We start from the raw sequence: 24,793 nt of genomic DNA on the forward strand, positions 1-24,793 counted from the left end.
CGCATCCCGGCAGGGATAGCATGTTGCACATAGAAAACTAGTGTGCATCATGTGAACATAGCGGCGGGGTGGCATTCCCCGCCGGATGAGGAAGAAATGAGACTTGTCGTAGCCCTGGGCGGCAATGCGCTGCAACAGCGCAATGAACCGCTGACCCTGGCCACCCAATGGACCAACGCCCGCATCGCCGCCAGGGCGCTGGAACCCGTGGCGCGCAACCATCAGCTTATCCTGACCCATGGCAACGGGCCACAGGTCGGACTGCTGGCGATGCAGGCGCAAAGCTTCGACGGGGCCGAGCCCTACAGCTTCGACCTGATGGGCGCCGCGACCGGCGGCATGATCGGCTTCATTCTGGAGCAGGAGCTGGGCAACCTGCTGGGCTACGACGTGCCGATTGCCACCCTGCTGACCCGCATCGAGGTCGATGCCCGGGATCCCGAGTTCTCTGACCCCAGCAAGTTCGTCGGCCCCGGCTTCGACAGGCCCGAGGCCGACCGGCTGGCAGCGGCCCATGGCTGGACCTTCCGCGAGGACGGCGCCAGGTGGCGCCGCGTGGTGCCCTCTCCGCAGCCGCAGCGCATCCTCTGGCACCGGCCGATCCGCTGGCTGCTGGAACAGAACGCCGTGGTGATCTGCGGCGGCGGTGGCGGCATCCCTGTCGTGCAGCAGGCCGACGGGCGCCTTGAAGGGGTCGAGGCGGTGATCGACAAGGACCGCGCCTCGTCGCTGCTGGCGCGGCGCATTCCGGCGGATCTCTTCGTCATCGCCACCGATGTGCCCGGCGTCTACGAGAACTGGGGCACCCCCGAGCAGCGGCTGGTGCCCGAATTGCACGCGGACGAACTGGAAGGCTCGGCCTTCTCGCGCGGGTCGATGGGGCCGAAGGTGGAAGCCGCGCTGCGCTTCGTGCGCGAGACCGGCAAGCCCGCCGTCATCGGCGCGCTGGACCAGATCGGCGAGATCGTCGAGGGTCGTGCCGGCACCCGGGTGCTGCCCGGGCGTCGGGCGGTGGCCTGATGCGTGGCGCGCTGGTCCGGGGCGGGGCGCTGGCCCTGCAGCGCCTGCACGGCCTCTCGGGACCGGTGCGCCTGCTGGCCAGCTTCGACAACCACGCCTACCTCGAGATCACCCCGCCCCTCGGCGCCCCGCAGGTGCTGATCCTGGCGCGCGCCGGGCAGCCCCGGGGCGCGCTGGACCTGCAACCGGCACTCTGGCGCGACTGGCAGGCGCTCTGCCCGGGCCCGGGCCGGCTCGAAGCGGGCCTGCTGAGCTTCCCGGGGCTTGAGCTGGACGGACGCCAGGCAGAGGCCTGGCCCACGGCACTGCCCGAGGGCGCCCCGCCCCTGCGCGCCCTGCGTCCGGCGGCCCTGGCGCAGCGCCAGCGCTCTGCCCTGCTTGAGGCAGTGCTGACCGGCGCCCCCCTGCCCGACGGCTGTGCGGACCTGGCAGAGGGGCTGGCCGGGCGCGATGGCACGGCGCTCTGCCGTGGCGCGCTGGCGCTGGCCGGACTGGGGCCGGGGCTGACACCGGCGGGCGATGATTTTCTCTGCGGCGTGCTGATCGCGGCGCGCGGCCAGAGCGGCACCTGCCAGGCGCTGCTGCGCGCGGCGCAGACTGCGACCCACGCGATTTCGCGCGCCTTCCTGCAGGCGGCCGCACAGGGGCATGGCTCTGCCGCCTGGCGGGCGCTGCTGACCGGATCCGAGGCCGAGCTGCCCGCGCTGGTGGTCGCAGTGGCCGCCCCGGGCGCCAGTTCGGGTGGCGATGTGCTGGCCGGCTACCTCTGGGCGCGGGCACTGCCCGCCCCGCGCGCCGTGCCAGAGAGCGCATCGCGCAGATACGGCGCGACCCGAGACAGGAACCCCTCAAGCGCCGGATCGCCCGGCGTGACCTGATCCGCCAGCGCGGCGACCAGCGCGGCCTCGTCCAGCGTCCCGTGGCGCCCCTGCTGCAGGACATGACGTCCGGCGACGACCACCTCGCGCACGATTGCGGGGCTGGCGTAGAAGACCACCCTCTCGAAGACATCCCCCGGCGCGGCGAGCCCGGGCGCGAAGATCCCGGCCCCGTCCAGCAGCACGAGATCCGCCGCCGCACCGGGCACGAGGCGGCCAAGGTCGTCCCCCAGGCCAAGGGCGCGGGCGGCGCGGGTGGTCGCCATGGCCAGCACCTCGCGGGGCGAGAGGTCTCCGTGCAGGCGATGCGCGAGGCGCATTTCCGCGAAGATGTCGGGCCGGTCGTCCAGCCCCATCGAATCGAGCCCGAGCGCCACGTTGACCCCGGCATCCAGCATGCCCCGCAGCGGCGCGACGCCGCTTTGCAGCCGCAGGTTGGAACTGGGGTTGGTCACCACCGAGGCACCGGTCCCGGCCATCACCGCCCAGTCGGCGGGGCGCATCTGCACGCAATGGGCACAGGACACGCCCGGCCCGAGCGCGCCAAGCCCCGCCAGGTGCCGGGTGATCGAACCGCCGAAGCGCGGATGCGCCGGGGCATCGTCACGGGCCTGGAAACGGCTTTCCAGCAGGTGCATCTGCTGGGCCAGCCCCAGCTCGGCGGCCAGCTCGGCAACGCGGGCGATCTGGGCATCGCTGCTCCAGTGGCCCGAGACGACGCCCGCCATCAGCCCCACGACCGAGTCGCGGCGACCCGGGGCGAGGGCCCGCAGCAGCGCCTCCCATGCGGACTGCTCGAAGGGCTTGCGGGCCGCGAGGAAGGCCCGCACCTCGGCGGCCGCGTGGTCGGGCATCAGGGCGGCGGCCTCGGCCAGCAGGCGCCCCGTGGCGGGGGCATCCATGGCGCTGAAGACGACGCGGGCACGCTGGCCCGCCGCCTCGTAGCCGGCCAGCACGGCGGCAAGATGATCGCCGTCGCAGCGCGGGTGGTAGTAGCTGTTGACCGTGGTGGTGATGCCAGAGGCCAGCTGGCGCAGCGCCGACAGCTGCGTGTCCAGCCCGACGTCCAGCGCCGGCATCCGCATCAGCGACAGGATCCAGGGCTCAAGCAGGTCGTCGCGGATCCCGAGGCTGAGCGGCGACAGCCCGCGCCCGTGGTCATGGGCGTTGATCAGCCCCGGCAGGGCGATCATCTGCGGGCCTCCGATCACCGGCAGGTCGGGATGGGCGGCGCGCAGGCGGGCGAAGGGGCCGACCTCGGCGACCCGGTCGCCGTCCAGGCGCAGCCCGGCATCGGTCTCGACACCCGGCGTGGCCTCAGGGTCGGTGATCAGCAGGCCGGCGTGGATCAGGCAGCCCCGGGACAACACCTTGGACATCAGTCGGTGATCTTCGGGTCGAGAATGTCGCGGATCGCATCGCCCAGCAGGTTCGAGGCGAGAACGACGAAGAGGATGGCGATGCCCGGGAAGATCGCCGCCCAGGGCGCGTCCCACATCACGTTGCGCCCGTCCGACAGCATGGCGCCCCATTCGGCCGCGGGCGGCGCGGCGCCCAGACCCAGGAAGGACAGCCCGGTGGCCGAGAGCAGCGCCCAGCCGTAGGACATCGAGGCCAGCACCAGCACCGGCGGGAAGGCGTTCGGCAGGATGTGGCGGAAGATGATCCGCGCATCCGAACAGCCCGAGGACCGGGCGGCGTCGACATAGACCTCTTCCTTGATGGTCAGCACCGAGCCCCGGCTGACCCGGGCGAACTCGGTGATCCCGCCGATGCCGACGGCGATGATCACGTTGACCAGCCCGGTGCCCAGCATGGCGACGATGGACATTGCCAGCAGGATGCCCGGGAAGGCCATCATCACGTCGATCATGCGCATCACCAGGTTGTCGAACCGCCCGCCGTAGTAGCCCGAGATCAGCCCGATGGTCGTGCCGATCGAGCACGAGATCGCGACGGCGAAGAGCCCGATCACCAGCGAGACCCGCGCGCCGTAGATGATCCGCGAGAAGATATCGCGCCCGGACAGGTCGGTGCCCATCCAGTGCTCTCCAGAGGGCGGCATCATCGATTCGAGGATGCGGGCATCATAGGGATCGTAGGGGGCGATCTGCGGGGCGAGAATGGCCAGGACCGAGAACACCACGAGGATCGCGATGGCGAAACGGGCGGTGCGGTGGCGGTAGCAGGCGGCGGCGAAGCTGAGCATGGGTCTGTTCCTTCCCCGCGGGCGCGGGGCTGGCCGAAGCGGCCTTGTGTCAGTCGAATCGGATCTTGGGGTCGATCACCGCGTAGAGCACGTCGATGATGATATTGAGCCCGACGTAGAAGAGCGCGGTCACCAGCACGGCGCCCTGCACGACGGGAAAGTCGCTCTTCTGGATGGCGTCCACCAGAACGGTGCCGAGGCCCCGCCGCGAGAAGGCGGCCTCGATGAAGAAGGCGCCGGCGAAGAGCCAGCCGAACTGCAGGCCGATCATGGTGATCACCGGCACCAGCGCATTGGGCAGGGCCTGGATGAAGAGGATCGACAGCTCGGACTTGCCCTGGGCGCGGGCGGTCAGGATGTAGTCCTGCTTGAGCACCTCAAGCATGTTGGTGCGGGTGGCGCGGGCCACGGTGCTGATCGCCCCGAGCGACAGCGCGGCGACCGGCAGGATCAGCGACCGGGCAGAGCCCTGCCCCGAGGCCGGCAGCCAGCCGAGCTGCACCGAGAAGAGCATCACCAGCATGAGGCCGATCCAGAAGGCGGGAACCGAGACCGAGATGGCAGTGAAGCCCATGACGAAATGATCGTACCAGCTGCGCCGGAAGATGCCCGCGAAGGCGCCCATGACGATGCCCACCGGGATCGCCACCGCCATCGCCAGCGAGGCCAGCAACAGCGTCGGAGGCAGGTTGTCGGCCAGAAGCTGCGTCACCCGCTCGGCCGAGATCAGCGAGCGGCCCAGATCCCCCGTCACCAGGTTCCAGAGGTAGCCGAAGTACTGCACCACCACCGGCTTATCGAGGCCAAGCTCTGCCCGCAGCGCCTCGATCTGCGCCGGAGTGGCCCCGGAGCGCGACAGCATGGCCGCCACCGGGTCGCCCGGCAGCGCATGCATGATCAGGAATGACAATGTGACCACCCCGAAAACAACCGGGATGGCCGACACGCAACGACTCAGAAAGAACTTGAGCACGTGTTACTCGCTTTGCTGCTTCTCTCAGAGGTCGATTTCATAGGCGTTCGGCACCAGGCCGGTTGCCCCGAAATCGAGCCCTTCGATCTTGTTGGTCACGCCGATGGCGAGGGCATAGTCGTAGATCGGCAGGATCAGGGACTGTTCCATGATACGCACCTGTGCCTGCTGGAACAGCGCCTTGCGTTCTTCCAGCGAGGTCGCGGCCTGGGCGGCATACAGCATCTCATCCAGCTCGGCGTCCTGCATCTTCGAGAAGGCGAAACCGCTCGCGGTGTTCTCGGAGAGGAAGTAGGGCAGCAGCGAATCGGCAGCAGCGAAGCCCGAACCGCCGGTGAACAGCAGGTTGTGGGTGCCGTTCTTGCCCGCCTCGATGCCGACCATGTAGGCCATCATCTCAAGCTCGACGGAGACGCCGATCTCTTTCAGCTGCGACTGCAGGAAGATCGAGAAGTTCTCGGAGTTGCCCCAGGAGGCCATCTGCACCTTCAGCACCAGCGGCTGGCCGTCCTTCTGGCGGATGCCATCCGCGCCCTGCGTCCAGCCTGCCTCGTCCAGCAGAGCGGCAGCGGCGGCGGGGTCATAGGGGTGGAGACCCTCGACATCCGGCGCGAACTCGGCGGTGATCTTCGAGAGCGGGCCATAGGCCTTGGGCGCCACGCCGCGCATGATCGCCTTGACGGCGGCTTCCATGTCGACGGCCAGGATGAGCGCCTTGCGCACCATCGGGTCATCGGTCGGCGCCAGCTCGGTGTTGAAGAACCAGTAGGCGGGCTGGCCGGACAGCAGCGTCGGGGTGACGGTGTAGTCGCCCGAGGCCTCGACACGGGTCAGCGAGGTCGGCAGCAGGTCGAAGACGATGTCGAAATCACCCGCCAGCAGCGCGACCGAGCGCGAGGACGCTTCGGGCAGGAAGCGCCATTCGATCTCGTCCACCAGCGCCGGGCCTTCGTGGCCGTAGATCGCCGGCGCCCAGGCATAGTCGGGGTTCTTGGCCAGCGTGTAGTGGTCGCCCAGTTCCAGTTCGGTGAACATGAACGGGCCGGTGCCGACCTGGTGCAGGTGGTACTCCTCGCCCCATTGCTCGGCCGCAGTCGGCGAGACCATGGCGACATAGGTCAGCGACAGGTTGAACAGCAGCGAGCTGTTGGCCTGCTTCATCACCAGCTTGACCTGGGTCGGGGACAGGACCTCGACACTGGCCACGTCGGCGGTCAGGGAGGCGGCCTTGTAGCTCTTGGCCCCCAGTCCGGCGATGCGGTCGAAGTTGTACTTCACCGCCTCGGCATCGAAGACGGTGCCGTCGTGGAAGGTCACGCCTTCGCGAAGGTCGAAAATATACTCCATCCCGTCTTCCGAGACGGTCCAGGAGGCGGCGAGACCGGGCACGATATTGCCTTCGGCGTCCTGGTAGACCAGCGTGTCATAGATCGCGGAGAGCACCATGAGCACTTCCCACTTCACGTCGACATGCGGATCCAGCCGGTTCGAAGCCTTGGTCGCGGCGAGGCGCAGCACGGTCTTTTCTCCGCTGTCCTGGGCGGCCAGCTTCGAAGCGAAGGCGGTCAGCAGAGCGCTGCTGAGTCCGGCGGCCATCACCGCGCGTCGTGTAAGAGTCACCATGTCTTCCCCGTTGGTTTAAGTTGTCTGATGGGAAAAAGTTGCGGATCTGAACAAGTGTTGTCAATATGAACAAATCTTGAAGCGCTTTTCCGGGAAGAAAATCCACTCATGAGTCTAAATCTTGAACAGTCGCAGCTCGCCATGGAGGCCGCGCAGCGCAAGGCCGAAGAGCTGGACATCGCCGTCTGCATCGCCGTGCTTGATTCCGGGGGTCGCCTGATGAGCTTTCTGCGCATGGACGGGTCGAACTGGGCCTCGATCTGGGGCGCCCAGGGCAAAGCGCTGACCGCGGCGGCGACACGCTGCCGGTCCGGGCAGATCCCGCCGACCTCGGTGGTCATGGGCCGCATTGCCGAGCTTGAGGGCGGCAACATGATCTACGCCCAGGGCGCCGTACCGCTGATCCGCGAGGGCGTGCTTCTGGGCGCTATCGGCGTCGGTGGCGCCTCGGCGGATCTCGACGAGGCCTGCGCCGAGGCCGGAGCGCTGGCGCTTGGCTGCGACAGCTGAGGCCAGAGGAGCCACGGGGGCCAAAGGGGTCGCAGGGGCGTTGAAGGACGAAAGGCGGCCGGGATCCCCCGGCCGCCTTTCATATGTCCCCCGCCCTGCCATGGTCTATTCCGCCGCCAGCGCCTGCCCCTTGCGCTGCGCGATCACCGAGCAGAGCAGAAGCTGGGACAGGTGGAACAGCATGGTGGGCAGCACGATGGCCCCCACCGTCGCCGCCGGGAACAGCGCCGTGGCAATCGGCAGCCCCGAGGCAAGGCTCTTCGTCGAGCCGCAGAACAGCAGGACGATCCGGTCCTCTTCCGGCAGGCCGAGGCTGCGCCCCCCCTTCGCCATGATGACGAATGCCAAGGCGAGGAAGATCCAGACCACGAGCAGCAGCAGGACCAGGTTGATGGTGGGCACCTCGCTCCAGAGGCCCGCAACGGTGCCGGCGCCGAAGGCCGAGTAGACGATCAGCAGGATGGCACCGCGGTCGACGACCATGGTCAGCATCTTGTGGCGCTGCACGAAGCCGCCGATCCAACGCCGCAGCAGCTGGCCCAGCACGAAGGGCAGCACGATCTGCTCTCCGATCCGCACCACCGCGTCCAGCGAGACGCCGCCGCCCTCCTGGTGCAGCACCAGCGCCGCCAGCAGCGGGGTCAGCACCACGCCGATCATGTTCGATACCGAGGCGGCACAGATCGCCGCCGGGACATTGCCTCCGGCGATCGAGGTGAAGGCGATGGAGCTTTGCACCGTCGAGGGCAGGATGGCGAGGAAGATCAGCCCCGTGGCCATCTCGGGCCCGAGCACCCCGTCGAAGATCCCGGCCAGCAGCAGGCCGAGCGCGGGAAACAGCAGGTAGGTGGCCGAGAAGGTCAGCCCCTGCAGCCGCCAGTTGAGGAAACCCGCCTTGACCGCCGAAGGGTCGAGCTTGGCGCCGTAGAGGAAGAACAGCAGCGTCACCGCCCAGTAGCTGGCATGCGAGAGCAGCTCTGCCGCCACGCCGCGCGCCGGCAGGAAGGCCCCCGCCAGCACCATGACGAAGAGCAGGATCATGTAGGTATCAATGCCGATGCGCTTCAGCTGATTCACGTCGTCTTTCCTTCCGGGATCACGCGGCGCCGCGCCTTTGGAGCGCGATGCCTGTCGAAGTCTCTCCGCCCGGCCGGGGCTGCAGGCGCGGCGCGGGATCCGCAGCTGCGGCCCGGGGGCGGCATGGATCGGCCTGCGCGATCCCGGGCGGCGTGTCAACAAGACGGCAGAGCCGGTGTCCCCTGCCAACTGCGGCACCGCCCGCCCCGGCAGCACGCTGCGCCAGGGTGTTCGGGCCGCCGAAGGTGGGTTGCACCCACCCTACGCCAGCCCCGACCCGCCGCGCGTCAGCGCGAGGGTGGCGACACGCGTCCAGTCCGGGCACGAGACAGGCGGGCACGGGGCAGCCAGGCACAGGGCAGCCGGGCATGGGGCGCATCACGCCGCCCCCGCCGTGGTCAGCCGGCGCCAGTCGGCCAGCGCGCGCGGCACGCCCCCCTGAAGGCCCGCCGCCACCACGGCGCCGAAACGCAGGTCGCCCGGCGGCAGCGGCTTGAGGGCATGGCCAAGCGCGGCGAGGCGCGGGGCAGAGGGGTGGCCCTCTTCGATCAGCAGCTTGCCGGCCTCGCTGCGCCAGCGCGGCGCGGCCACGGCCGAGGCAAGGTCGGCGCCGTGCCGCGCCTTCCAGAGCACCTGCAGCAGGGTCTGCACCTGGCCGTCCGCCCCCGGCGTCGCCAGGGCCCAGACGGCGCCATCCGGCCCGCTCAGCAGCGCCGGCGCCAGCGTGTGCACCGGCCGCTTGCCCGGCGCCGCATCGTTCGGCGCAGGCCCGAACCCGGCGGCACGGTTGTTCAGCACGAAGCCCCCTTCAGGCACATAGACCGCCGAGCCGAAGTCATCGAAGACCGAAACCAGCGACGAGATCACCCGCCCCTCGGCATCCGCAGCGGCCACACCAGCGGTGTGAAGATAGGCCCGCGGCCCGCCACGGTGCAGCGCCCGGGCGGGATCATAGGTCAGCGCCTCGGCCATCAGCGGCAGCCCCTCTCCGGCGCGGGCACGGTAGGCGAAGGCGGCCTCGGTCAGCTCGACACCGGCATGATCGGGTACGGCGTGATCGGGTACGGCATGGTCAGGCCCTGCATCGGTGGGGCACTGGGCTTCCATCGCGGCAAGCGCCATGTTCAGCAGGATGCCCTGGGTCATCGGCGGCTGGGTCATCAGCCGCAGCCCGCACCAGTCCGTCGCATTGGGCGCAGAGATCACCGTGTCATGCCCGGCCAGATCCGCGGTCGAAAGCGTACCGCCAAGCGCCTGCACGGCGCGGGCAGTGGCCTCGGCCATCTCGCCTTCGTAGAAAGCGGGCGCGCCCTCTGCCGCGATCCGGCGCAGCAGCGCGGAAAGCGCGGGCAGGCAGACCAGATCCCCGGCGGCCTTGTCGAAGAAGGGCCAGCCCTGCGCGCCGCCCGCGACCAGCCGGTCCCGCTGGACCTGCAGCGCCCCGCCCAGGTACGAGCCGACGCGCAGCCCCTCTTCCGCCAGCCGGATCGCCGGGGCCAGCACCTCGGCCAGCGGCAGGCGGCCCTCGGCGCCGTGCAGCGCGGCCCAGGCCGCGACCATGCCCGGCACGGTGATGGAGTTCGGCCCCTCGATGGCCTCGCCGCCGTAGCCGAGCGGCGCCGTGCCGGTGCCGTTGTAGGCGGTGGTCCTGCCATCGACCCCATGCACCAGCGCCAGCATGTCACCGCCCAGCCCGCAGGCCTCGGGGGCGACCACGACCAGCACCGCCTGCGCCGCGATCAGCGCATCCGCCGCCGTGCCGCCAAGATCGAAGGCACGCAGCCCCGCCTGGGCGGCCAGCGGCGTCTCGCAGGAGATCGTGCCTCGCGCACCCTCGATCACGGGGCGCTGCGGCGACGAGAAGGGATCGGCCAGTTCGAACATGATATCCCCTCAGACCGCCGTGTAGCCGCCGTCGACGACAAGCTGGGTGCCGCTGACGTAGCGCGCCGCATCCGACGCGAGGTAGAGGACCGTGCCCGCCAGCTCGGCGGCGGTGCCATGGCGGCGCATCGGGATGCCCGCGTCGATCTTGCGCCGCGCCTCGGCGGGGTCGGACTGGTGATCCCAGAAGGTATCGTTGAAGGGCGTGTCGACCCAGCCGGGCAGCAGGGCGTTGACGCGGATGTCCTCTGGCCCCAGCTCATCCGCGAGGGCGCGCACCAGCCCCAGCACGCCGGACTTCGTCGCATGGTAGCCGGGCATCCCCGCATGGCCGCGCAGCGCGCCGGTCGAAGAGGTGAAGATCACCGAGGCATTCTCAGAGGCCTTCAGGTAGGGCAGCGCCGCCTGGGTCAGGAACATCGGCAGCGAGAGGTTCACGGCGATCGAACGCTGCCACATCTCCTCGCTCCAGTCGGCGAGATCGGCAGACAGCAGCAGGCCCGCGTTGACGAAGAGGCAGTCGATGCCGCCCTGCTGCGCCACGGCAAAGGCCACCGCCTCGGCCGGAGAGGACATGAGCGAGAGGTCGAGCACCTTCGTGGCAATCCGGCCCGGCAGGTCGCGGGCCTTGTCTTCCAGCGCCGAGAGGCCCTCGGCGTTCAGGTCGCAGACGGTGACTTCGGCACCCTGTTCGAGGAAAGCGAGGGCGGCAGCGGCACCGATGCCGGTGGCCCCTCCGGCGATGAGAACGCGGGTCATGTCAGGGCTCCTTCAGGGAAACGGGTCGTCAGGTGGTCGTGCTGCCAGCCGATGGCCTGCTGCAATTGCAGGCCGAGCGACAGCAGCCGCCCCTCCTGCCCCGGCGCGGCGGCGAACAGCGCGCCCTCGGGGCGGTTCAGCGCGTCGCGCAGCAGCGGCAGGCAGAGGCTGGGGTAGCCGGTCAGGTTCCAGGGGCGGGCAAAGCAGGTGTAGGGGCGGTTCAGCGGCCGGGTCTCGGCATCGGGGCGCATCAGCGACAGGGCATGCAGCGCCGGGGCCGGGGCGTTCAGCGCCGGGCAAAGCACGACGTCGAGGCTGTCAAACAGCGCCGCCATGGCCTGCCTGTAGCGCAGCACCTCCTGCCGGGCCATCAGCACCCGGGCGCCCGAGACCGCGCGCCCGGCCAGCAGGCGGGCCCAGGTGGCGGGCTCGAAATGGCTGTCCTGCGCGGGCTGGCCGGCGGCCTCTTCCAGGCCCGCGACCGTGGCGGCGAGAGAGGCGAGGCGCAGGTCACGCTCGGCCTCGGACAATGCCTCAGGGATCGGTGGCAGGCTGGCGGGCGTCACCTCATGGCCGAGGCCGCGCAGGGACGCGGCGAGGGTGTGCAGCCGCGACAGGATCTGGGGATCCGTCGGCCCCCGGTCGGCGGCCTGAAGCACCAGACCGAGGCGCAGGGGCTGCGGAGGCGCGATCCGGGCCAGCTCGGGCCGGGCGGCGCCGACGGCGAGGGCCAGCGCGGTATCCTCGATATCGCGGCTCAGCACGTTCTGGGCGGCGAAACCTGCCGCACCCTCGCTCCGCTCGGGGCCGAGGGGGATCAGATCATGGGTCGGTTTCAGCCCGACCACACCGCACAGCGCCGCCGGAATGGTGATCGAGCCGCCCGCGTCACTGGCATGGGCCAGCGGCACCATGCCCGTCGCAACCGCCACCGCCGCCCCGCCGCTGGAACCGCCCGACGAGAGGTGAGGCGCATAGGGGTTGCGGGTGGCCAGCCCATGATGACGGCTTTCGCAAGAAGATGTCCCGCCGAATTCCGGCGAATGGCTGCGCCCCAGCACCTGCGCGCCGGCCGCAAGGTAGCGATCCAGCAGCAGGGCGTTGTCGGGGGCCGCTGCGGCGGGAAAGGCAGAGCCATTGGCGCAGACCTGCCCCCGGATGGCGAAGGAGAGATCCTTGACCAGCATCGGCACCCCGGCCAGCGGCCCGGTGGCATGGGTCGCAAGCGGCGGGTCGAAGACCTCGGCCACGGCCTGAAGCCCGGCGATTTCTGCCCCGCGCAACCGCGCCGCGCCGCGCAGCGCCAGCGGGTCCAGCCGCCCGGCGCGCACGCCCTCGGCCATGGCCACCGCCGAGAGCGGGGCCGGGCCGGGCGGCAGGGACAGGGCGGCGGTCATGATCAGTACTGCGCCTCGGGCAGGCGGACGCGCAGCCCGTCCATCTCTTCGGTCATGATCAGCTGACAGGACAGGCGGCTTTCCGGCAGCCGGTCACAGGCGGTGGCATCCAGCATCTCGTCCTCGACGGCACCGACTTCGGGCAGGGTGAAGCTGTCGGCATTGGCGACATAGACATGGCAGGTGGCGCAGTTGATCGAACCGCCACACTCCCCCATGATCCCGTCCACGTTGCTCATCACCGCGGCTTCCATGACCGAGGTGCCGACGGCCACCTCCAGCACGGTCTCGGTGCCGTCATGGGCGATATAGGTTACCTTGGGCATCGCGTGATCTCCTTCAGGCGGCCTTGGGTGTCAGCTTGAGCGGCAGCTTCGTCAGGCCACGCAGGCCCGGATGCATCCGCAGCTCGGTCGGGCCGGTCACCTCGACGCTCTCGATCTGCTGGGCGAAGGCCTGGAAGAAGCACTCGGCCTCCAGCCGGGCGAACATCTGGCCGACGCAGCCATGGATCCCGACGCCGTAGCCGATCTGCCCCTTGATCTTGCGGGTGATGTCGAAGGCGTCGGGATCTTCGAAATGCGCCCCGTCGCGGCTGGCGGAGCCCAGGAAGCACATCACCTTCTCGTTGGCGCCGATCTTCTGGCCCGCCACCTCGCACTCTGTCAGCGTGGTGCGGAAGATCGACTGAGAGGAGCTGTCATAGCGCGTCGCCTCTTCGAAGGCATTGCGCGCCAGCGAGGGATCCTCGCGCAGCTTGGCGTATTGATCGGGGTGCTCGGCCAGGGCCCGCAGGCACAGCCCGATGCTGTCCACCGTGGTATCCACGCCCGCCGAAAGGAAGGTGCGCACCAGCATCATCGCCTCTTCCTCGGTGATCTTGCCTTCGTCGGCGGCGGCATAGATCATCTGCCCGATGCCGCCTTCGGCCAGGGCGTCGCGCTGGCAGCGGGCGATGATCCACTCGGGCACGTCCTTGTGGGTCTCCATGTACTCCTCGTACCAGGGCACGGTCGGGCCGAAGGCGCCAAAGACCATGGTGCCGTAGATCAGCAGGTTGTCACGATCCGCATCCGCCAGGCCGACGCTGTCGGGGAAGACCTTCAGCGGGTAGGGGCGCGTCAGCTCGGAAACGCCCTCGATCTCGCCCTTGGCGCCGGCCTCTGCGACCATGCGCGCGGCATCCACCTCGAAGCGGTCGCGGATCTGGCGCAGCACGCGCGGAGACAGCGCCCGTGACAGCACGGTGCGGGTGCGGGTATGCTCGGGCGGGTCGACCTCGAGGATGATCGAGGGCTTCCGCCAGGGCTTTTCCTTGAAGTAGTTCTTGATGCCGCCACCGCCGGCATTCGAGAAGGTCTCGTAATCCGTCAGCACCTGCTGGCAGGTGTCGTAGTGGTGCACGCACCAGATGTCGTGCTTTTCAAGGTAGACGACCTTGCCCAGCCCGCGCAGCTCTTCGTAGGCGGCATAGGGGTCGGCGCGGAACTCCGGGCTGAAGGGATCAAGTTGCGATGTCACGCGGTCGGGCATGTCTGGCTCCGGTCTATTGGGTCGCGGCGGCGCGCAGGCGGGCGCGCAGCTCTTCGGTGGCGGCAAGGTCGGGGCCTGCTTCGGTCAGCACGACGCCATAGGCCTCGCGCGCGGCATCGGGGGACACCAGCCCGTCCAGCACGTCCTCGGCCACCCGGGTCGGGTCGCGCCGCAGCGGATCGCCGTAGCCGCCGCCGCCCGCCATGCGGTGGCGCACAAGATCGCCCTCGCCCAGCGTCTCGGCGCGGGTGGCCAGCGGCGGGATCGAACGCAGGGCATGGCCCGCCTCGATCTCGGTGAAGGCCGGCTTGCCCTCGGCGCCGCCGAACAGGCCATGCGGCGGGTGATAGACCTTGTCCGAGCGGACGCCAAAGTAGGTATCCCCGGCCAGCGCCCGCCATTCGCGCTGGATCGAGACGCCGCCACGGAACTCGCCCGCGCCGCCGGTATCGGCGACGAAGCCGTAGCGTTCGATGCGCAGCGGGTAGTCGGCCTCGATCATCTCGATCGGCACGTTGGACTGGTTCGAACCCATGTGCGGCACGCCGGACTGGCCGTCATGCTGCGAGGTCGCGCCCCAGACCCCCATGACGCATTCCGAGAAGACGAAGGGCTTGCCGCCGACCTGGCCGCCGAAGCTGGGCAGGGTCGAGCCGCCGGTATTGTCCGCCGCGATCTTGTCCGGCAGCGCTTCGGCCAGGGCGCCGAAGATGCAGTCGATGATCCGGTAGCCGGTGATCCCTCGCGCGCCGCAGGGCGCCGGGTAGGTGCAGCTGACCAGCGTGCCCGGGGGGGCCGTGACGGTGATCGGCCGGGTGTAGCCGTGGCAGTTCGGCACTTCCTCGGGCATGATCGAGCGCAGCGCGGCATAGACGTTGGACTTGCAGAACGACAGCGGCGCATTGATACCGCCCTTGACCTGCGGGCTGGTGCCCGTCCAGTCGGCGGTGATCTCGCTGCCCCGCACCGTCAGTTTCAGATGCAACTCAATGGGTTGCGGATCTTCGCCCAGCCCGTCGATATGGTCGACAAAGCTGTAGGTGCCGTCCGGGATCGCCTCGATCGCCTTGCGGGAAAAGACCTCGGCCTGGTCCTGAAGCGCCTCGGCATAGTGGCTGATCTGCGCCGCGCCGTAGCGGTTCAGCAGCGCCTCGAAACCCTGGCGGCCGGCGCGCGCGGCAGCCATCTGGGCGCGCAGATCGCCGATCACCTGGTCGGGCACGCGGACGTTGGCGGCGACGATCTGCATCACCGTGTCGTTCTCTTTCCCTTTATCCAGAAGTTTCAGGAATGGCAGGCGCAGGCCCTCCTGATGGATCTCGGTCGCACCGATAGAGTTCGACCCGGGCACCAGCCCGCCGACATCGGCGTGATGCGCGATGGTGGTCGCCCAGGCCTGGATCTCGCCTTCCGCGAAGATCGGTTCGATGACGTAGATGTCGGGCAGGTGCTGGCCCTGGATCAGGTAAGGATCGTTACCGATGAAGACGTCGCCCGGGTGAATATCGCCGGCGAAATGCTGCACCAGGAAGTTCATCGCATCGTAGAAGGAGCCCAGGTGCATCGGCGTGGTGACGCCCTGGGCGATGGTCTCTCCGCGCGCGTTGCAGAGCGCGGTCGAGTAGTCCATCGCGTCGCGCACGATGGGCGAATGGGCCGTCCGCATGAGGATCAGCGCCATTTCGTCGGCGATGGCCTCGAAGCCGTTCTTCAGGACTTCCAGAAGGATCGGATCTGTCTGAATGCTCATGCGCCTGCCCCCTTCACGAAGTCGATGACGATATTGTCGAAGGCGTCGCGGAAGACCGTGGCATCCGGGGGTACAACCGTGGTGCCTTCGTATTCCTCAATGATCGCAGGGCCTTGCATGGGGGCTTCGGTCAGCGCATGGCGCCGCAGGACCGGCGTGTCATGCAGGCCGAGCGCGCCGAAATAGACCGGGCGGATCGTGCCTTCGGCGGGCGGGCTGCGCTCTTCCAGTGTCATCTGGTCGGGGGTCTGCGGCGCGACGGCGCCCAGCACACGCAGATTGACGATCTGGATCGCGCCCTCAAGCAGGTGGCCGTAGCTGCGGCGGTGCTCGGCCTCGAAGGCCTCACGCACCGCGTCCAGATGACCGGCAAGATCGCCGCGCGGCAGGTCGATCTGCAGCTCGAAGGCCTGCCCCGCATAGCGCAGGTCGGCGGACCAGCGGACCTCCGGCGCCTCGACGTCGAGTTCATCAAGAACCTCGGCCTCCATCTCGCGCAGGAGGGCCTCGGCGCGGGGCGCGGTTTCCGCGTCCAGCAGGCCGAGGAAGGCGCGCGAGCGGGTCGCCTCGAAGTCCGCAAACAGCAGGCCGACGGCGGAATAGACACCGGCGGCGGGGGGGACGACGACGCGCGACATCTCAAGCTCGCGCGCGATCATCGCGCCGTGGACACCACCATTGCCGCCGAAGCAGAACAGGGTGAAGTCGCGCGGATCGCGACCGCGATAGGTGCTGACCGCCTTCACCGCGCGCATCATCGTGACGTTGGCCAGTTTGTGGACGCCAAAGGCGGCCTCGTGCAGGTCGGTGCCGAGATGCGGCGCGATCTTTCCTTCGAACTCGGCCCGCGACAGGTCCGAGCGGATCGGGACAGAGCCGCCCGCCAGCGCGTCCTGGTTCAGGTAGCCCAGCACGACGTTCGCGTCGGTCACGGTCGCGGCTTCGCCGCCCTGATCGTAGCAGAGCGGCCCGGGGGCCGAGCCCGCCGACTGCGGCCCGACCTTCAGCGCCCCGGCTGCGTCGATCCGCACCATGGAACCACCGCCAGCGCCCACTTCGGACACGTCGATGACCGGCAGTTTCAGCGCGTAGCCGCCGCCCTTGACCAGCCCGGCGGACAGGGAGATCCCCCCGCCCACCTCGTATTCGCTGGTCGAGGAAATCCGGCCCCCTTCCACCATCGCCGCCTTGGCCGTGGTGCCGCCCATGTCGAAGGTGATGATGTTGTCATAGCCCGCCCGGGCGCCCATGCGGGCCGCGCCGACAACGCCCGCCGCAGGGCCGGATTCGACCACGGTGGCGGGCTTGGCGATGATCGTCTCGATCTGCTGCACGCCACCCGAGCTTTGCATCATCGACAGGCGTCCGTCCTGCCCGGCCTCCTTCAGCCGTGCGGAAAGAGACCGCAGGTAGCGCGCCACCGGCGGGCCGATATAGGCGTTGGCGACGGTGGTCGAGGTGCGCTCGTATTCACGGATCTCGGGCAGCACTTCGCAAGAGAGCGAGATGAAGTGATCCGGCAGGCGCATACGCAGGCGTTCGCCAACCATACGCTCGTGAACAGGGTTGACGTGGGAGTGCAGGAAGCAGACTGCCACGGCCTCGATGTCCAGCCCGGCAATATGGTCGATCAGCGCCTCAAGCGCCGTTTCGTCCAGCGCTTTCAGAACGTTGCCCTGGGCGTCCAGACGCTCGGGCAGCTCGAAACGGTGGCGCCTGGGCACCAGCGGCGCGGGCTTTTCATAGAGCGGTTCGTAAAGACGCGGCACGCGGATGCGGCGCAGTTCCAGCACGTCGCGGAAGCCCTCGGTCGTGATCAGCGCGGTCTTCGCGCCCTTGCCTTCGAGGATCGCATTGGTGGCCACGGTCGAGGCATGCAGCACCTCGTCGAAGCGCACGCCGCCCTCGGCCTGGCCCAGGTCGGACATGGCTTCGATGATCGCCGTGGCGTAATCGGCAGGGGTCGAGGGCACCTTGCGGGTCACCAGCCGACCGTCCGCCGAGAGGCAGGCGATATCGGTGAAGGTGCCGCCGATGTCGGCGGCGATACGGTAGCCCGAACCGCTCATGCCTGGTCCTGCCGGTACTTGGCCAGCTTGGCCTCGTCGATCTCGATCCCCAGGCCGGGGCCGACCGGGGCGGCGATGCAGTCGCCGTCCAGCGCCATCGGCTGCGCGATGATGTCGTCGGTGTAGTAGTTGCCCGCCACCTTGCAGGGGTGGGTCCCCGCCGGAGCGTTGACCGGGATCACGCTGGGCAGGGTCACGCAGGGCTGGGACAGCACGAAATGCAGGTTCGCCGCATTGCCGATGCCCGACTCGATCGAGCCGTTGACGTCGCAGGGGATGTTCATAGTCTCGGCGATGGCCGAAACCTTGCGCGCTCCGACATAGCCGCCCGCCTTGGCGAGGTAGATCGAGATCCAGTCGGCGGCGCCGTTCTGCACCACCTCCATCGCGTCCACCGCGTCCCAGCAGCTTTCGTCCGCCATCACAGGCAGGGCGCCCCGCTGGGTGATGCCGACCATGGCCGAGAGATTGGCGCCGGGCTGCTCGCAACCATTCGCCCCCGCATCCTTCAGCCGGGCGAGATAGTCGATCCCATCCCGGGCTGTCCGGTAACCTTGATTGGCGTCCAGACGCATGAAGAAGGCGTCCCCGCCCTCGCGGCGCAGTTCGGCAACCAGCCTGATGTCGCGCTCGGGGTCGACGCCGCCCTTGATCTGCAGCGCGGTGCAGCCGTCGGCCAGCGCCGCCAGGCCCTCTTCCATCGCCTCGGCGTGGTCCATCAGGCCGACCATATGGGCATAGCGGATGCCCTCGCGGACCTTGCCGCCCAGCAGGTTGTAGACCGGCTGGCCAAGCACCTTGCCCCAGGCGTCATGCAGCGCGATGTCCAGCGCCAGCTTGGCATAGGAGTTGCCGATGGCGGCGCGATCCATCGCCTGCCGTGCCGCGTTGACGTCGCAGACATTCATGCCGATCAGGCCCGGCGCCAGCACATCGCGGATCATCGCGACGACGGTGGCCTGGGTTTCGCCTCCGCGTCGGCCCGCCGCGCCGCCCCAATCGGGCAGCGGCGTGGCCTCGCCCCAGCCGACGACCCCGTCTTCGGTCTCAAGCCGGGTGATGACGAAGCCGCCGAGATTCTCGCGCAGCCCCGCCCATTTGAAGTCGCGCCGGACCGGCAGGCGAAGCGGAAAAACCTCGATGCGTTTGATTTTCATGATCTGTCCTTGGTCGATATCCTGCCCGCCCCCGGGGCGGCGCTTTTGGCGGCAGGATCACGGGCAGGCCGGCCAAGGTCAACATGAATATTTCACATTCGAAAATTCATGAAATCAGATGAACCACCCAGAGAGGCAGGATTCCATGTAACACACTGAATAAACAATGAAAACATTTGTTCGATTGAAATTTAGGCAGTCATATCCCGCTCGACTCCAAGGCATCCCGCCCGAATACGGTTCACCACGAGAGTCCCCAGACAAAGTGGTCGTGACAGGTGCCACCCGACATGAAAACACATAAGGCAATGTTTTAAAAAAATATTTTTGGAATCTTGCCGCGCACCCCAGCGCGGGCTGCTGCGCCGCCCCTCCCGGTTTGATCGCGAGGATTATTTTCGCTTACGATATTTCCTGTGGAAATTTTCCCTGAGATCCGGTTTACTCCCCTCAGGCAGGCAGATGTCCGGCCCGGCTCCGCCGACCGGCCCCCCTCCCAAGCAATCTCCCCCGGAGAGTCCCTCATGTGGCTCTCCTCTTTGCGGCGCCCGGTCCTCTGACCGGCGCCGCGCTTTTCTTCCCGGAAGGCCCCGAGGATGACGATCGGTCCCGAAACATGCCCTGACCGCCGGTGCTCCGCATCTTGTCCGGGCCTTCCCCGCGGCCGGACCACGACGGAGACCCCATGACCAAGCACACCCTGATCGTCGGCGCCTCGCATGCCGGCGTCACCGCAGCCGAAGCGCTGCGCCGCAATGGGTTCGACGGCGCGATCACCCTGCTGTCGGCCGAGGCCTGCCCGCTGCCCTACCATCGGCCGCCCCTGTCGAAGGCCTATCTCTCTGGCGAGAAGAGCGCCCAGCAGATCGCCCTGCGTGGCGCGACGTTCTACGAGGACAACGCGATCATCCTGCGCCATGGGCTGCGCGCCGAGGGGCTGGACCCTCGCGCCCGCACCCTGACCGCCGGCGATGAGGTGATCCCCTATGACGACCTGATCCTGGCCACAGGCGCCCGTCCCCGGCTCCTGCCGGGCAGCGAGCAGATCCGCACCGGGCTGCACCGCCTGCGCGACCTCGCCGACGCCGATGCCCTGGCCCGGCGTCGGGACAGCGCCAGCCGCCTGGTCATCGCCGGGGGTGGCTTCATCGGCCTTGAAGTCGCCGCGACCTTTGTCAAGCGGGGCGTCGAGGTCATCGTGGTCGAACCGCAGACCTCGCTGCTGGCCCGCGCCCTGCCCGCCGAAGTCTCGGCCCCGCTGCTGGCACTGCACCGCGCCGCCGGGGTCGAGATCCGGCTGGGCACCACCCTGACCCGGCTGATCCACAGCAACGGCCGCCTGACGGGGGTCGAATTGAGCGACGGCACGCAGATTGCCACGGATGACCTGCTGGTCGGCATCGGCTCGCAAGCGCGGCTTGAGCTGGCGCCGGGCGCAGAAACCCGGTTGGGGGGCTTCGCGGTCGACAGCCATGGCCGCACCTCGCTGCCCCATGTCTGGGCGATCGGCGACTGCGCCACCCAGGACAACCGCTTTGCCGGTGGCCCGGCGCGGATCGAATCCGTGCAGGCCGCGACCGATCAGGCCCGCGCCACCGGCGCCGCGCTTGCCGGCAAGACCGATGCGCCCCCGGCCGCTGAGGCGCTGCCCTGGTTCTGGTCCGACCAGTACGACTGGAAGCTGCAGATGGCCGGCTTCATCCAGCCGGGCGCCGAGGTCGTGCTGCGCGGAGATCCGGCGGCCGGGGCCTTCTCGGTGCTGCACATGCGGGGCGCGCGTCTCTGCGCCACCTTCTCGGTCAACCGCGCCGGCGACCATATCCACGCCCGCAAGCTGATCGCCTCGGGCGCGCGCTTCGACGCGGCCGCGCTGACCGATGCCGCAACCCCCCTGAACAAGTGCCTGATCCCGGAGCCCGCCGCATGAGCCACCCGCTGACCCCCGAGGCGACCGCCGCCGCCATCGACCGCCTGCGCCCGGTGCTGGCCAGCCTGCTGGCCCAGCCCGATGTCGGCCGCGATGGCCTGGCGCTGTCCATCGCCTGCGAAGACGTGACCGGCACCCCGGTCGAACTGGGCGATTTCACCATCGGCGACCTGTCGTCGAACCCCTACCCCAACGGGCAGATCGCGCGACAGAAGCGCGGCCTGTCGCAGCGCAAGCGGATGGCCGGCGCCATGGTGCCGTCCTGCGAACGCGATCCGGAGCGCGACAGCGCCTGGACCGGCTCGGCCTGGATCTCGGGGGTGGCCGTCGGCTGCGCCGGCCTGACCGAGGCACAGGACGGCCTGGTGGCCCATTGGGTCGCCCATGCGCTGCTCTGCGAGGCAGGAATGCCACCCCATGCGCCCTGAATTGCGGATCGGAAAATTTTTCCTGCCCTTCTCTGCCGGGCCCGGCTATGATGCCCGAACGCGTCAGAAGAGCAGCGGTGAAAGATGGAGAACGACCCAGTGATGCCCGCCCTGGAAGCCGACAGCCGTCAGCCCATCGGGCGCCGCCTGAAGGCCTTGCGCAAGTCCCGCAAGCTGACCCTGACCCGCGTTGCCGAAATGTCCGGCGTCTCGGCCTCGACCCTGTCGAAGATCGAGAACGCGCAGGTTTCGCCCTCCTTCGACATCATCAAACGGATCTGCGACGGGCTGGACATCGCCATCGAGGACATGATGGGCGATGCCGAACCGGCCCCCGCCCCGGCGATGAATGGCCGCAAGACAACCACGCTTTCGGGGTCCGGCGCGCGCTTCACCTGTGGCCAGTACGACTACAAGGCCCATGCGACCGAGCTGTTCCGCAAGGGAATGGTGCCGCTGGAGCTGCATGTCCGCGCCCGCTCGGTCGAAGAGTTCGACCATTGGTCGCGCCACAACGGAGAGGAGTTCGTCTTCGTCCTCTCGGGCGAGATCGAGATCCACACAGAACTATATGCTCCCTTCCGCCTGAAGCAGGGCGAAAGTGCCTATTTCGACAGTTCCATGGCGCATATCTACCTCTCGGTCAGCGCCGAGGATGCCCATGTGCTCTCGGTCTCCTACGATCCGCGGCCCCGGCAGGCGCCGATCTCGGCCTACATGCACGCCGCCGCCCGTCCCGTGGACGAGAGCGACATGCCCCCGGCCCAGCCCCGCATCGCCGCGCAGCAGCGCTGAAGGGCTGGCCGGCGGCGGCCTATTCCTCTCCGAGCGCGACTGACCTGGTCGGCACCGAGATGTCCTGCCACTGGGACAGGGATGTCACGTAGGGCCCGTTGAACCCGCCCTGGGCCTCGATCTCGCGCAGCAGAACCTGCGCCTTGGGATAGCTCGAATAGGGCTCGAGCACGACGGTCAGGGCGCCGGTGCCGGTCCGGAACACGCCCAGGCTGTCGGCAGGAACATCCAGGCGCCCCTTCACACGCCTCAGCAGCGTCTCGACATCAGCTTCGCGCGCGACCGCGCCAAGGGCGACCCCGAAGGCCCCGGGGCCGTCGATAGCCCCGGATTCCAGCGTCACCTGGATCGAGCGCAGCGCCTCGAGATTGCGCCCCGCCGAAAGCGACCCCAGGGCGCTTGCCCGCAGCAGCTCCTGCTCGGCCTCATCGTAGCGGCCAAGCTGGATCATCGTGTAGCCGGCGTTGTTCAGCACCTTGACCTGTTCCGTCTCGGGCAGGGCCTCGAGGTCGGCCAGCTGCGCCTCGAACCACTCGGCAGCCACGTCGTAGTCGCCCTTCTGCAGGGCGATGAAGCCCAGGACGTTCCGTGTCGGGAAGGCCAGCGCGGCGGGGATCTGCTGCTGTTCGCTGGTCTGCTGGGCGCGTTCAAGCCAGGTCTGCGCCGCCCCGTAGTCGTCCAGACGGCCATAGTAGCGCCCCAGCTCGTAGAACGAACAGAAGTCACCGCTGCCCTCAAGCAGCCCTTCCAGCACCGCCGCCTCCGGCACATCCGGGGTCGCCGCCGCGCTGACGGCGGCCACCAGGGATTGCCGCACCGGGCTGTCGATCGAGAACAGGCAGGGGCCCGCCGCCCGCGCCGCGAAGGGGCCCGCCAGAACCAGGGCACATGCGCCGAGGAGGTGGCGCAGGGGGCATGCCGCCCCGAAGCTCACCTGCCGGGTCATCGCGTCGGGTCCTCCAGCAGCAGGGCGGCAGGCGCGAAGGTGGCGCGGTTCAGGGCATCGCTCTGCGCGGCCAGCCCCTCGGACCGCCGCTCCAGTTGGGCCAGCTGACGCGCCTGGTCGGCCTGGATCGTCACCAACTCGCGAAGGACCTGCTCAAGCGGATCCAGCTTGATCGTCAGCCGGTCGCCCGTGATCACCTCAAGCTCCATGCCCTGCTGATAGAGTGCGGCCGGCCCGCGGACCACGAAGCCGATCTTGCCCGCCAGCTCTGCGTCCAGCACCGCGTTGGCGCGGGTGAAGCGTTCAGGGGCGAGATCGACGGTGATCTTCGCCGGCTTGGTATAGATGCTGTAGAAGATGCCAAGCGTGATCACGAAGGCCGACAGCGCCAGAAAGCCGAAGCCCGCCCGGACCCGCAGCCGCTGCGTTCCCAACCGCGCCTCGCCCGCCGAGACCACGTCCTTCAGCAGGTCGGCCGCCAGCCACATGCAGGCGACGGCGAAGCCCAGGAAGCCGAGCTGCACCAATCCAATCAGAATTTGTCCCATAAATCCCTCACCAAAGATTTGCTGATCTGGAAATGCCGGGACGCATGCGCCCCGGCGGCCGTGACTAAATTTTCGGTGTTGAATGCCCGTCAGCCTATCACAGGATCCCCACCGGCCAAAGCGGACAGATGCCACAAGGCGTCACATCCCTCGCCGCTTGCCCGAACCCCGGCAGATTGGTAAGAAAACCTGACCACAGGATCCGGGAGAGAACCGCCATGCCCGTCATCACCTGCATCGACGACCTGAAGCGCCTGCACAGGCGGCGCACGCCGAAGATGTTCTACGATTACTGCGAAAGCGGCTCGTGGACGGAACAGACCTTCCGCGAGAACACCTCGGACTTCCAGCAGATCCGGCTGAAGCAGCGGGTGGCCGTCGACATGACCAACCGCACGCTCGAATCCGAGATGATCGGCCAGAAGGTCGCCATGCCCGTGGCCCTGGCCCCGGTCGGACTGACCGGCATGCAACGCGCCGACGGAGAGATCAAGGCGGCGAAGGCGGCCGAGAAATTCGGCGTGCCCTTCACCCTGTCGACCATGTCCATCTGCTCGATCGAGGACGTGGCAGACCATACGACCAAGCCGTTCTGGTTCCAGCTCTACACGATGAAGGACCAGGATTACCTGCGCCGCCTGATCGAGCGCGCCAAGGCGGCCGGGTGTTCGGCCCTGGTGATCACCCTCGACCTTCAGATCCTCGGGCAGAGGCACAAGGACCTCAAGAACGGCCTCTCGGCGCCGCCCAAGCTGACACCGACCGTGCTGGCCGATCTGGCCACCAAGTGGACCTGGGGGCTGGAGATGCTGGGCACCAAGCGGCGCAGCTTCGGCAATATCGTCGGCCATGCGAAGGGGGTGGACGACCCCTCGTCGCTGTTCTCCTGGACGGCCGAGCAGTTCGACCCGCGTCTCGACTGGAAGAAGATCGAAGAGATCAAGGAGATGTGGGGCGGCAAGGTGATCCTGAAGGGCGTGCTGGATCCCGAGGATGCGAAGATGGCCGCAAAGGTGGGCTGCGACGCGATCCTGGTGTCAAACCACGGCGGGCGGCAGCTGGACGGGGCGCTCAGCTCGATCCGCATGCTGGACCCGATCCTCGACGCGGTCGGCGACGATGTCGAGGTGCATCTGGATTCGGGCATCCGCTCGGGTCAGGACGTGCTGAAGGCGGTGTCGATGGGCGCCAAGGGCACCTTCATCGGCCGCGCCTTCGTGCATGGCCTCGGCGCCATGGGCGAAGCGGGCGTGACCCGCGCGCTGGAGGTGATCGCCAGGGAGATGGACATCTCGATGGCGCTCTGCGGC

Annotated in this window: 22 protein-coding genes; 7 read left to right on the top strand and 15 right to left on the bottom strand. The window is 68.6% G+C overall.

The window, feature by feature from the left end; translation table 11 throughout:
- Positions 1–96: 96 nt before the first annotated feature.
- Positions 97–1,020, top strand: coding sequence for a carbamate kinase (locus OS124_RS0102605; protein WP_010137754.1), 924 nt, complete (start codon positions 97–99; stop codon positions 1,018–1,020).
- On the top strand, positions 1,020–1,898 hold the full coding sequence (locus OS124_RS26365; RefSeq protein ID WP_010137755.1) for an oxamate carbamoyltransferase subunit AllH family protein: 879 nt from the start codon (positions 1,020–1,022) through the stop codon (positions 1,896–1,898). Before OS124_RS0102605 ends, OS124_RS26365 begins: the two co-directional genes overlap by 1 nt.
- On the opposite strand, the gene OS124_RS0102615 is transcribed toward OS124_RS26365, so the two are convergent.
- The 4 genes from OS124_RS0102615 to OS124_RS0102630 are packed head-to-tail and all read right to left on the bottom strand — an operon-like array spanning position 1,781 to position 6,703.
- Positions 1,781–3,277 (bottom strand): amidohydrolase family protein, encoded by a 1,497-nt coding sequence (locus OS124_RS0102615; protein ID WP_010137756.1) that lies wholly within the window; start codon positions 3,275–3,277, stop codon positions 1,781–1,783. The genes OS124_RS26365 and OS124_RS0102615 overlap by 118 nt on opposite strands.
- Entirely contained in the window at positions 3,277–4,107 is an 831-nt protein-coding gene (locus OS124_RS0102620) for an ABC transporter permease (protein WP_010137757.1), read from the bottom strand. The genes OS124_RS0102615 and OS124_RS0102620 overlap by 1 nt, the downstream gene beginning before the upstream one ends.
- Positions 4,108–4,156: 49 nt before the next feature.
- Positions 4,157–5,080, bottom strand: a complete 924-nt coding sequence (locus tag OS124_RS0102625) for an ABC transporter permease (protein WP_029375117.1) — start codon at positions 5,078–5,080, stop codon at positions 4,157–4,159.
- Between the two features lie 24 nt (positions 5,081–5,104).
- The gene (locus tag OS124_RS0102630) at positions 5,105–6,703 is read right to left on the bottom strand and encodes an ABC transporter substrate-binding protein (RefSeq protein WP_083834518.1); all 1,599 of its coding nucleotides are present in this window, start codon (positions 6,701–6,703) and stop codon (positions 5,105–5,107) included.
- A 108-nt stretch (positions 6,704–6,811) separates the two neighbouring features.
- Here OS124_RS0102630 and OS124_RS0102635 point away from each other — a divergent pair, with 108 nt between their 5' ends.
- A complete protein-coding gene (locus tag OS124_RS0102635) occupies positions 6,812–7,213 on the top strand; it encodes a GlcG/HbpS family heme-binding protein (protein WP_010137760.1) in 402 nt (133 codons plus the stop codon).
- Between the two features lie 105 nt (positions 7,214–7,318).
- On the opposite strand, the gene OS124_RS0102640 is transcribed toward OS124_RS0102635, so the two are convergent.
- From OS124_RS0102640 to OS124_RS0102680, 9 genes are all read right to left on the bottom strand, one after another.
- On the bottom strand, positions 7,319–8,290 hold the full coding sequence (locus OS124_RS0102640; protein ID WP_010137761.1) for a bile acid:sodium symporter family protein: 972 nt from the start codon (positions 8,288–8,290) through the stop codon (positions 7,319–7,321).
- 378 nt (positions 8,291–8,668) lie between these two features.
- The gene (locus tag OS124_RS0102645) at positions 8,669–10,174 is read right to left on the bottom strand and encodes a gamma-glutamyltransferase (RefSeq protein ID WP_010137763.1); all 1,506 of its coding nucleotides are present in this window, start codon (positions 10,172–10,174) and stop codon (positions 8,669–8,671) included.
- Positions 10,175–10,183: 9 nt separating this feature from the next.
- Positions 10,184–10,933 (bottom strand): SDR family NAD(P)-dependent oxidoreductase, encoded by a 750-nt coding sequence (locus OS124_RS0102650; protein WP_010137765.1) that lies wholly within the window; start codon positions 10,931–10,933, stop codon positions 10,184–10,186.
- On the bottom strand, positions 10,930–12,330 hold the full coding sequence (locus OS124_RS23485; RefSeq protein WP_010137766.1) for an amidase: 1,401 nt from the start codon (positions 12,328–12,330) through the stop codon (positions 10,930–10,932). The genes OS124_RS0102650 and OS124_RS23485 overlap by 4 nt, the downstream gene beginning before the upstream one ends.
- A 2-nt stretch (positions 12,331–12,332) precedes the next feature.
- The gene (locus OS124_RS0102660; protein ID WP_010137767.1) at positions 12,333–12,656 is read right to left on the bottom strand and encodes a 2Fe-2S iron-sulfur cluster-binding protein; all 324 of its coding nucleotides are present in this window, start codon (positions 12,654–12,656) and stop codon (positions 12,333–12,335) included.
- A gap of 13 nt (positions 12,657–12,669) precedes the next feature.
- Complete coding sequence (locus tag OS124_RS0102665; RefSeq protein ID WP_010137768.1) at positions 12,670–13,863, bottom strand: cytochrome P450; 1,194 nt, start codon at positions 13,861–13,863, stop codon at positions 12,670–12,672.
- A gap of 13 nt (positions 13,864–13,876) precedes the next feature.
- The gene (locus OS124_RS0102670) at positions 13,877–15,613 is read right to left on the bottom strand and encodes a hydantoinase B/oxoprolinase family protein (protein ID WP_010137769.1); all 1,737 of its coding nucleotides are present in this window, start codon (positions 15,611–15,613) and stop codon (positions 13,877–13,879) included.
- Positions 15,610–17,682: a hydantoinase/oxoprolinase family protein gene (locus OS124_RS0102675; protein ID WP_010137770.1), complete on the bottom strand. Its 2,073-nt coding sequence runs from the start codon at positions 17,680–17,682 to the stop codon at positions 15,610–15,612. The genes OS124_RS0102670 and OS124_RS0102675 overlap by 4 nt, the downstream gene beginning before the upstream one ends.
- Positions 17,679–18,839 carry a mandelate racemase/muconate lactonizing enzyme family protein gene (locus tag OS124_RS0102680; RefSeq protein ID WP_010137771.1) on the bottom strand — a complete coding sequence of 387 codons (1,161 nt, stop codon included), beginning with the start codon at positions 18,837–18,839 and terminating at the stop codon, positions 17,679–17,681. The genes OS124_RS0102675 and OS124_RS0102680 overlap by 4 nt, the downstream gene beginning before the upstream one ends.
- A gap of 685 nt (positions 18,840–19,524) precedes the next feature.
- Between OS124_RS0102680 and OS124_RS0102685 the strand changes: the two genes are divergently transcribed.
- From OS124_RS0102685 to OS124_RS23490, 3 genes are all read left to right on the top strand, one after another.
- A complete protein-coding gene (locus tag OS124_RS0102685) occupies positions 19,525–20,766 on the top strand; it encodes an NAD(P)/FAD-dependent oxidoreductase (RefSeq protein ID WP_010137772.1) in 1,242 nt (413 codons plus the stop codon).
- Positions 20,763–21,194 (top strand): hypothetical protein, encoded by a 432-nt coding sequence (locus tag OS124_RS0102690; RefSeq protein WP_010137773.1) that lies wholly within the window; start codon positions 20,763–20,765, stop codon positions 21,192–21,194. The genes OS124_RS0102685 and OS124_RS0102690 overlap by 4 nt, the downstream gene beginning before the upstream one ends.
- 84 nt (positions 21,195–21,278) lie before the next feature.
- Complete coding sequence (locus OS124_RS23490) at positions 21,279–21,989, top strand: helix-turn-helix domain-containing protein (RefSeq protein ID WP_010137774.1); 711 nt, start codon at positions 21,279–21,281, stop codon at positions 21,987–21,989.
- Between the two features lie 19 nt (positions 21,990–22,008).
- On the opposite strand, the gene OS124_RS0102700 is transcribed toward OS124_RS23490, so the two are convergent.
- A complete protein-coding gene (locus OS124_RS0102700; protein ID WP_010137776.1) occupies positions 22,009–22,935 on the bottom strand; it encodes a tetratricopeptide repeat protein in 927 nt (308 codons plus the stop codon).
- Positions 22,932–23,483 (bottom strand): hypothetical protein, encoded by a 552-nt coding sequence (locus tag OS124_RS0102705; RefSeq protein ID WP_138919405.1) that lies wholly within the window; start codon positions 23,481–23,483, stop codon positions 22,932–22,934. Before OS124_RS0102705 ends, OS124_RS0102700 begins: the two co-directional genes overlap by 4 nt.
- Before the next feature lie 218 nt (positions 23,484–23,701).
- Between OS124_RS0102705 and OS124_RS0102710 the strand changes: the two genes are divergently transcribed.
- The coding region (locus OS124_RS0102710) for an alpha-hydroxy acid oxidase (RefSeq protein ID WP_010137780.1) at positions 23,702–24,793 on the top strand (1,092 nt) is incomplete at its 3' end.

This window comes from Oceanicola sp. S124 (genome assembly GCF_000220565.1).
In the GTDB taxonomy this organism is placed as follows: domain Bacteria; phylum Pseudomonadota; class Alphaproteobacteria; order Rhodobacterales; family Rhodobacteraceae; genus Pseudooceanicola.

What these genes read in the sequence shown, in the direction of transcription:
- OS124_RS0102605 (WP_010137754.1), top strand. Translation starts at nt 97, where the DNA reads ATGAGACTTGTCGTAGCCCTGGGCGGCAATGCGCTGCAACAGCGCAAT.
- OS124_RS26365 (WP_010137755.1), top strand. Translation starts at nt 1,020, where the DNA reads ATGCGTGGCGCGCTGGTCCGGGGCGGGGCGCTGGCCCTGCAGCGCCTG.
- OS124_RS0102615 (WP_010137756.1), bottom strand. Translation starts at nt 3,277, where the DNA reads ATGTCCAAGGTGTTGTCCCGGGGCTGCCTGATCCACGCCGGCCTGCTG.
- OS124_RS0102620 (WP_010137757.1), bottom strand. Translation starts at nt 4,107, where the DNA reads ATGCTCAGCTTCGCCGCCGCCTGCTACCGCCACCGCACCGCCCGTTTC.
- OS124_RS0102630 (WP_083834518.1), bottom strand. Translation starts at nt 6,703, where the DNA reads ATGGTGACTCTTACACGACGCGCGGTGATGGCCGCCGGACTCAGCAGC.
- OS124_RS0102635 (WP_010137760.1), top strand. Translation starts at nt 6,812, where the DNA reads ATGAGTCTAAATCTTGAACAGTCGCAGCTCGCCATGGAGGCCGCGCAG.
- OS124_RS0102645 (WP_010137763.1), bottom strand. Translation starts at nt 10,174, where the DNA reads ATGTTCGAACTGGCCGATCCCTTCTCGTCGCCGCAGCGCCCCGTGATC.
- OS124_RS0102650 (WP_010137765.1), bottom strand. Translation starts at nt 10,933, where the DNA reads ATGACCCGCGTTCTCATCGCCGGAGGGGCCACCGGCATCGGTGCCGCT.
- OS124_RS23485 (WP_010137766.1), bottom strand. Translation starts at nt 12,330, where the DNA reads ATGACCGCCGCCCTGTCCCTGCCGCCCGGCCCGGCCCCGCTCTCGGCG.
- OS124_RS0102660 (WP_010137767.1), bottom strand. Translation starts at nt 12,656, where the DNA reads ATGCCCAAGGTAACCTATATCGCCCATGACGGCACCGAGACCGTGCTG.
- OS124_RS0102665 (WP_010137768.1), bottom strand. Translation starts at nt 13,863, where the DNA reads ATGCCCGACCGCGTGACATCGCAACTTGATCCCTTCAGCCCGGAGTTC.
- OS124_RS0102670 (WP_010137769.1), bottom strand. Translation starts at nt 15,613, where the DNA reads ATGAGCATTCAGACAGATCCGATCCTTCTGGAAGTCCTGAAGAACGGC.
- OS124_RS0102675 (WP_010137770.1), bottom strand. Translation starts at nt 17,682, where the DNA reads ATGAGCGGTTCGGGCTACCGTATCGCCGCCGACATCGGCGGCACCTTC.
- OS124_RS0102680 (WP_010137771.1), bottom strand. Translation starts at nt 18,839, where the DNA reads ATGAAAATCAAACGCATCGAGGTTTTTCCGCTTCGCCTGCCGGTCCGG.
- OS124_RS0102685 (WP_010137772.1), top strand. Translation starts at nt 19,525, where the DNA reads ATGACCAAGCACACCCTGATCGTCGGCGCCTCGCATGCCGGCGTCACC.
- OS124_RS0102690 (WP_010137773.1), top strand. Translation starts at nt 20,763, where the DNA reads ATGAGCCACCCGCTGACCCCCGAGGCGACCGCCGCCGCCATCGACCGC.
- OS124_RS23490 (WP_010137774.1), top strand. Translation starts at nt 21,279, where the DNA reads ATGGAGAACGACCCAGTGATGCCCGCCCTGGAAGCCGACAGCCGTCAG.
- OS124_RS0102700 (WP_010137776.1), bottom strand. Translation starts at nt 22,935, where the DNA reads ATGACCCGGCAGGTGAGCTTCGGGGCGGCATGCCCCCTGCGCCACCTC.
- OS124_RS0102705 (WP_138919405.1), bottom strand. Translation starts at nt 23,483, where the DNA reads ATGGGACAAATTCTGATTGGATTGGTGCAGCTCGGCTTCCTGGGCTTC.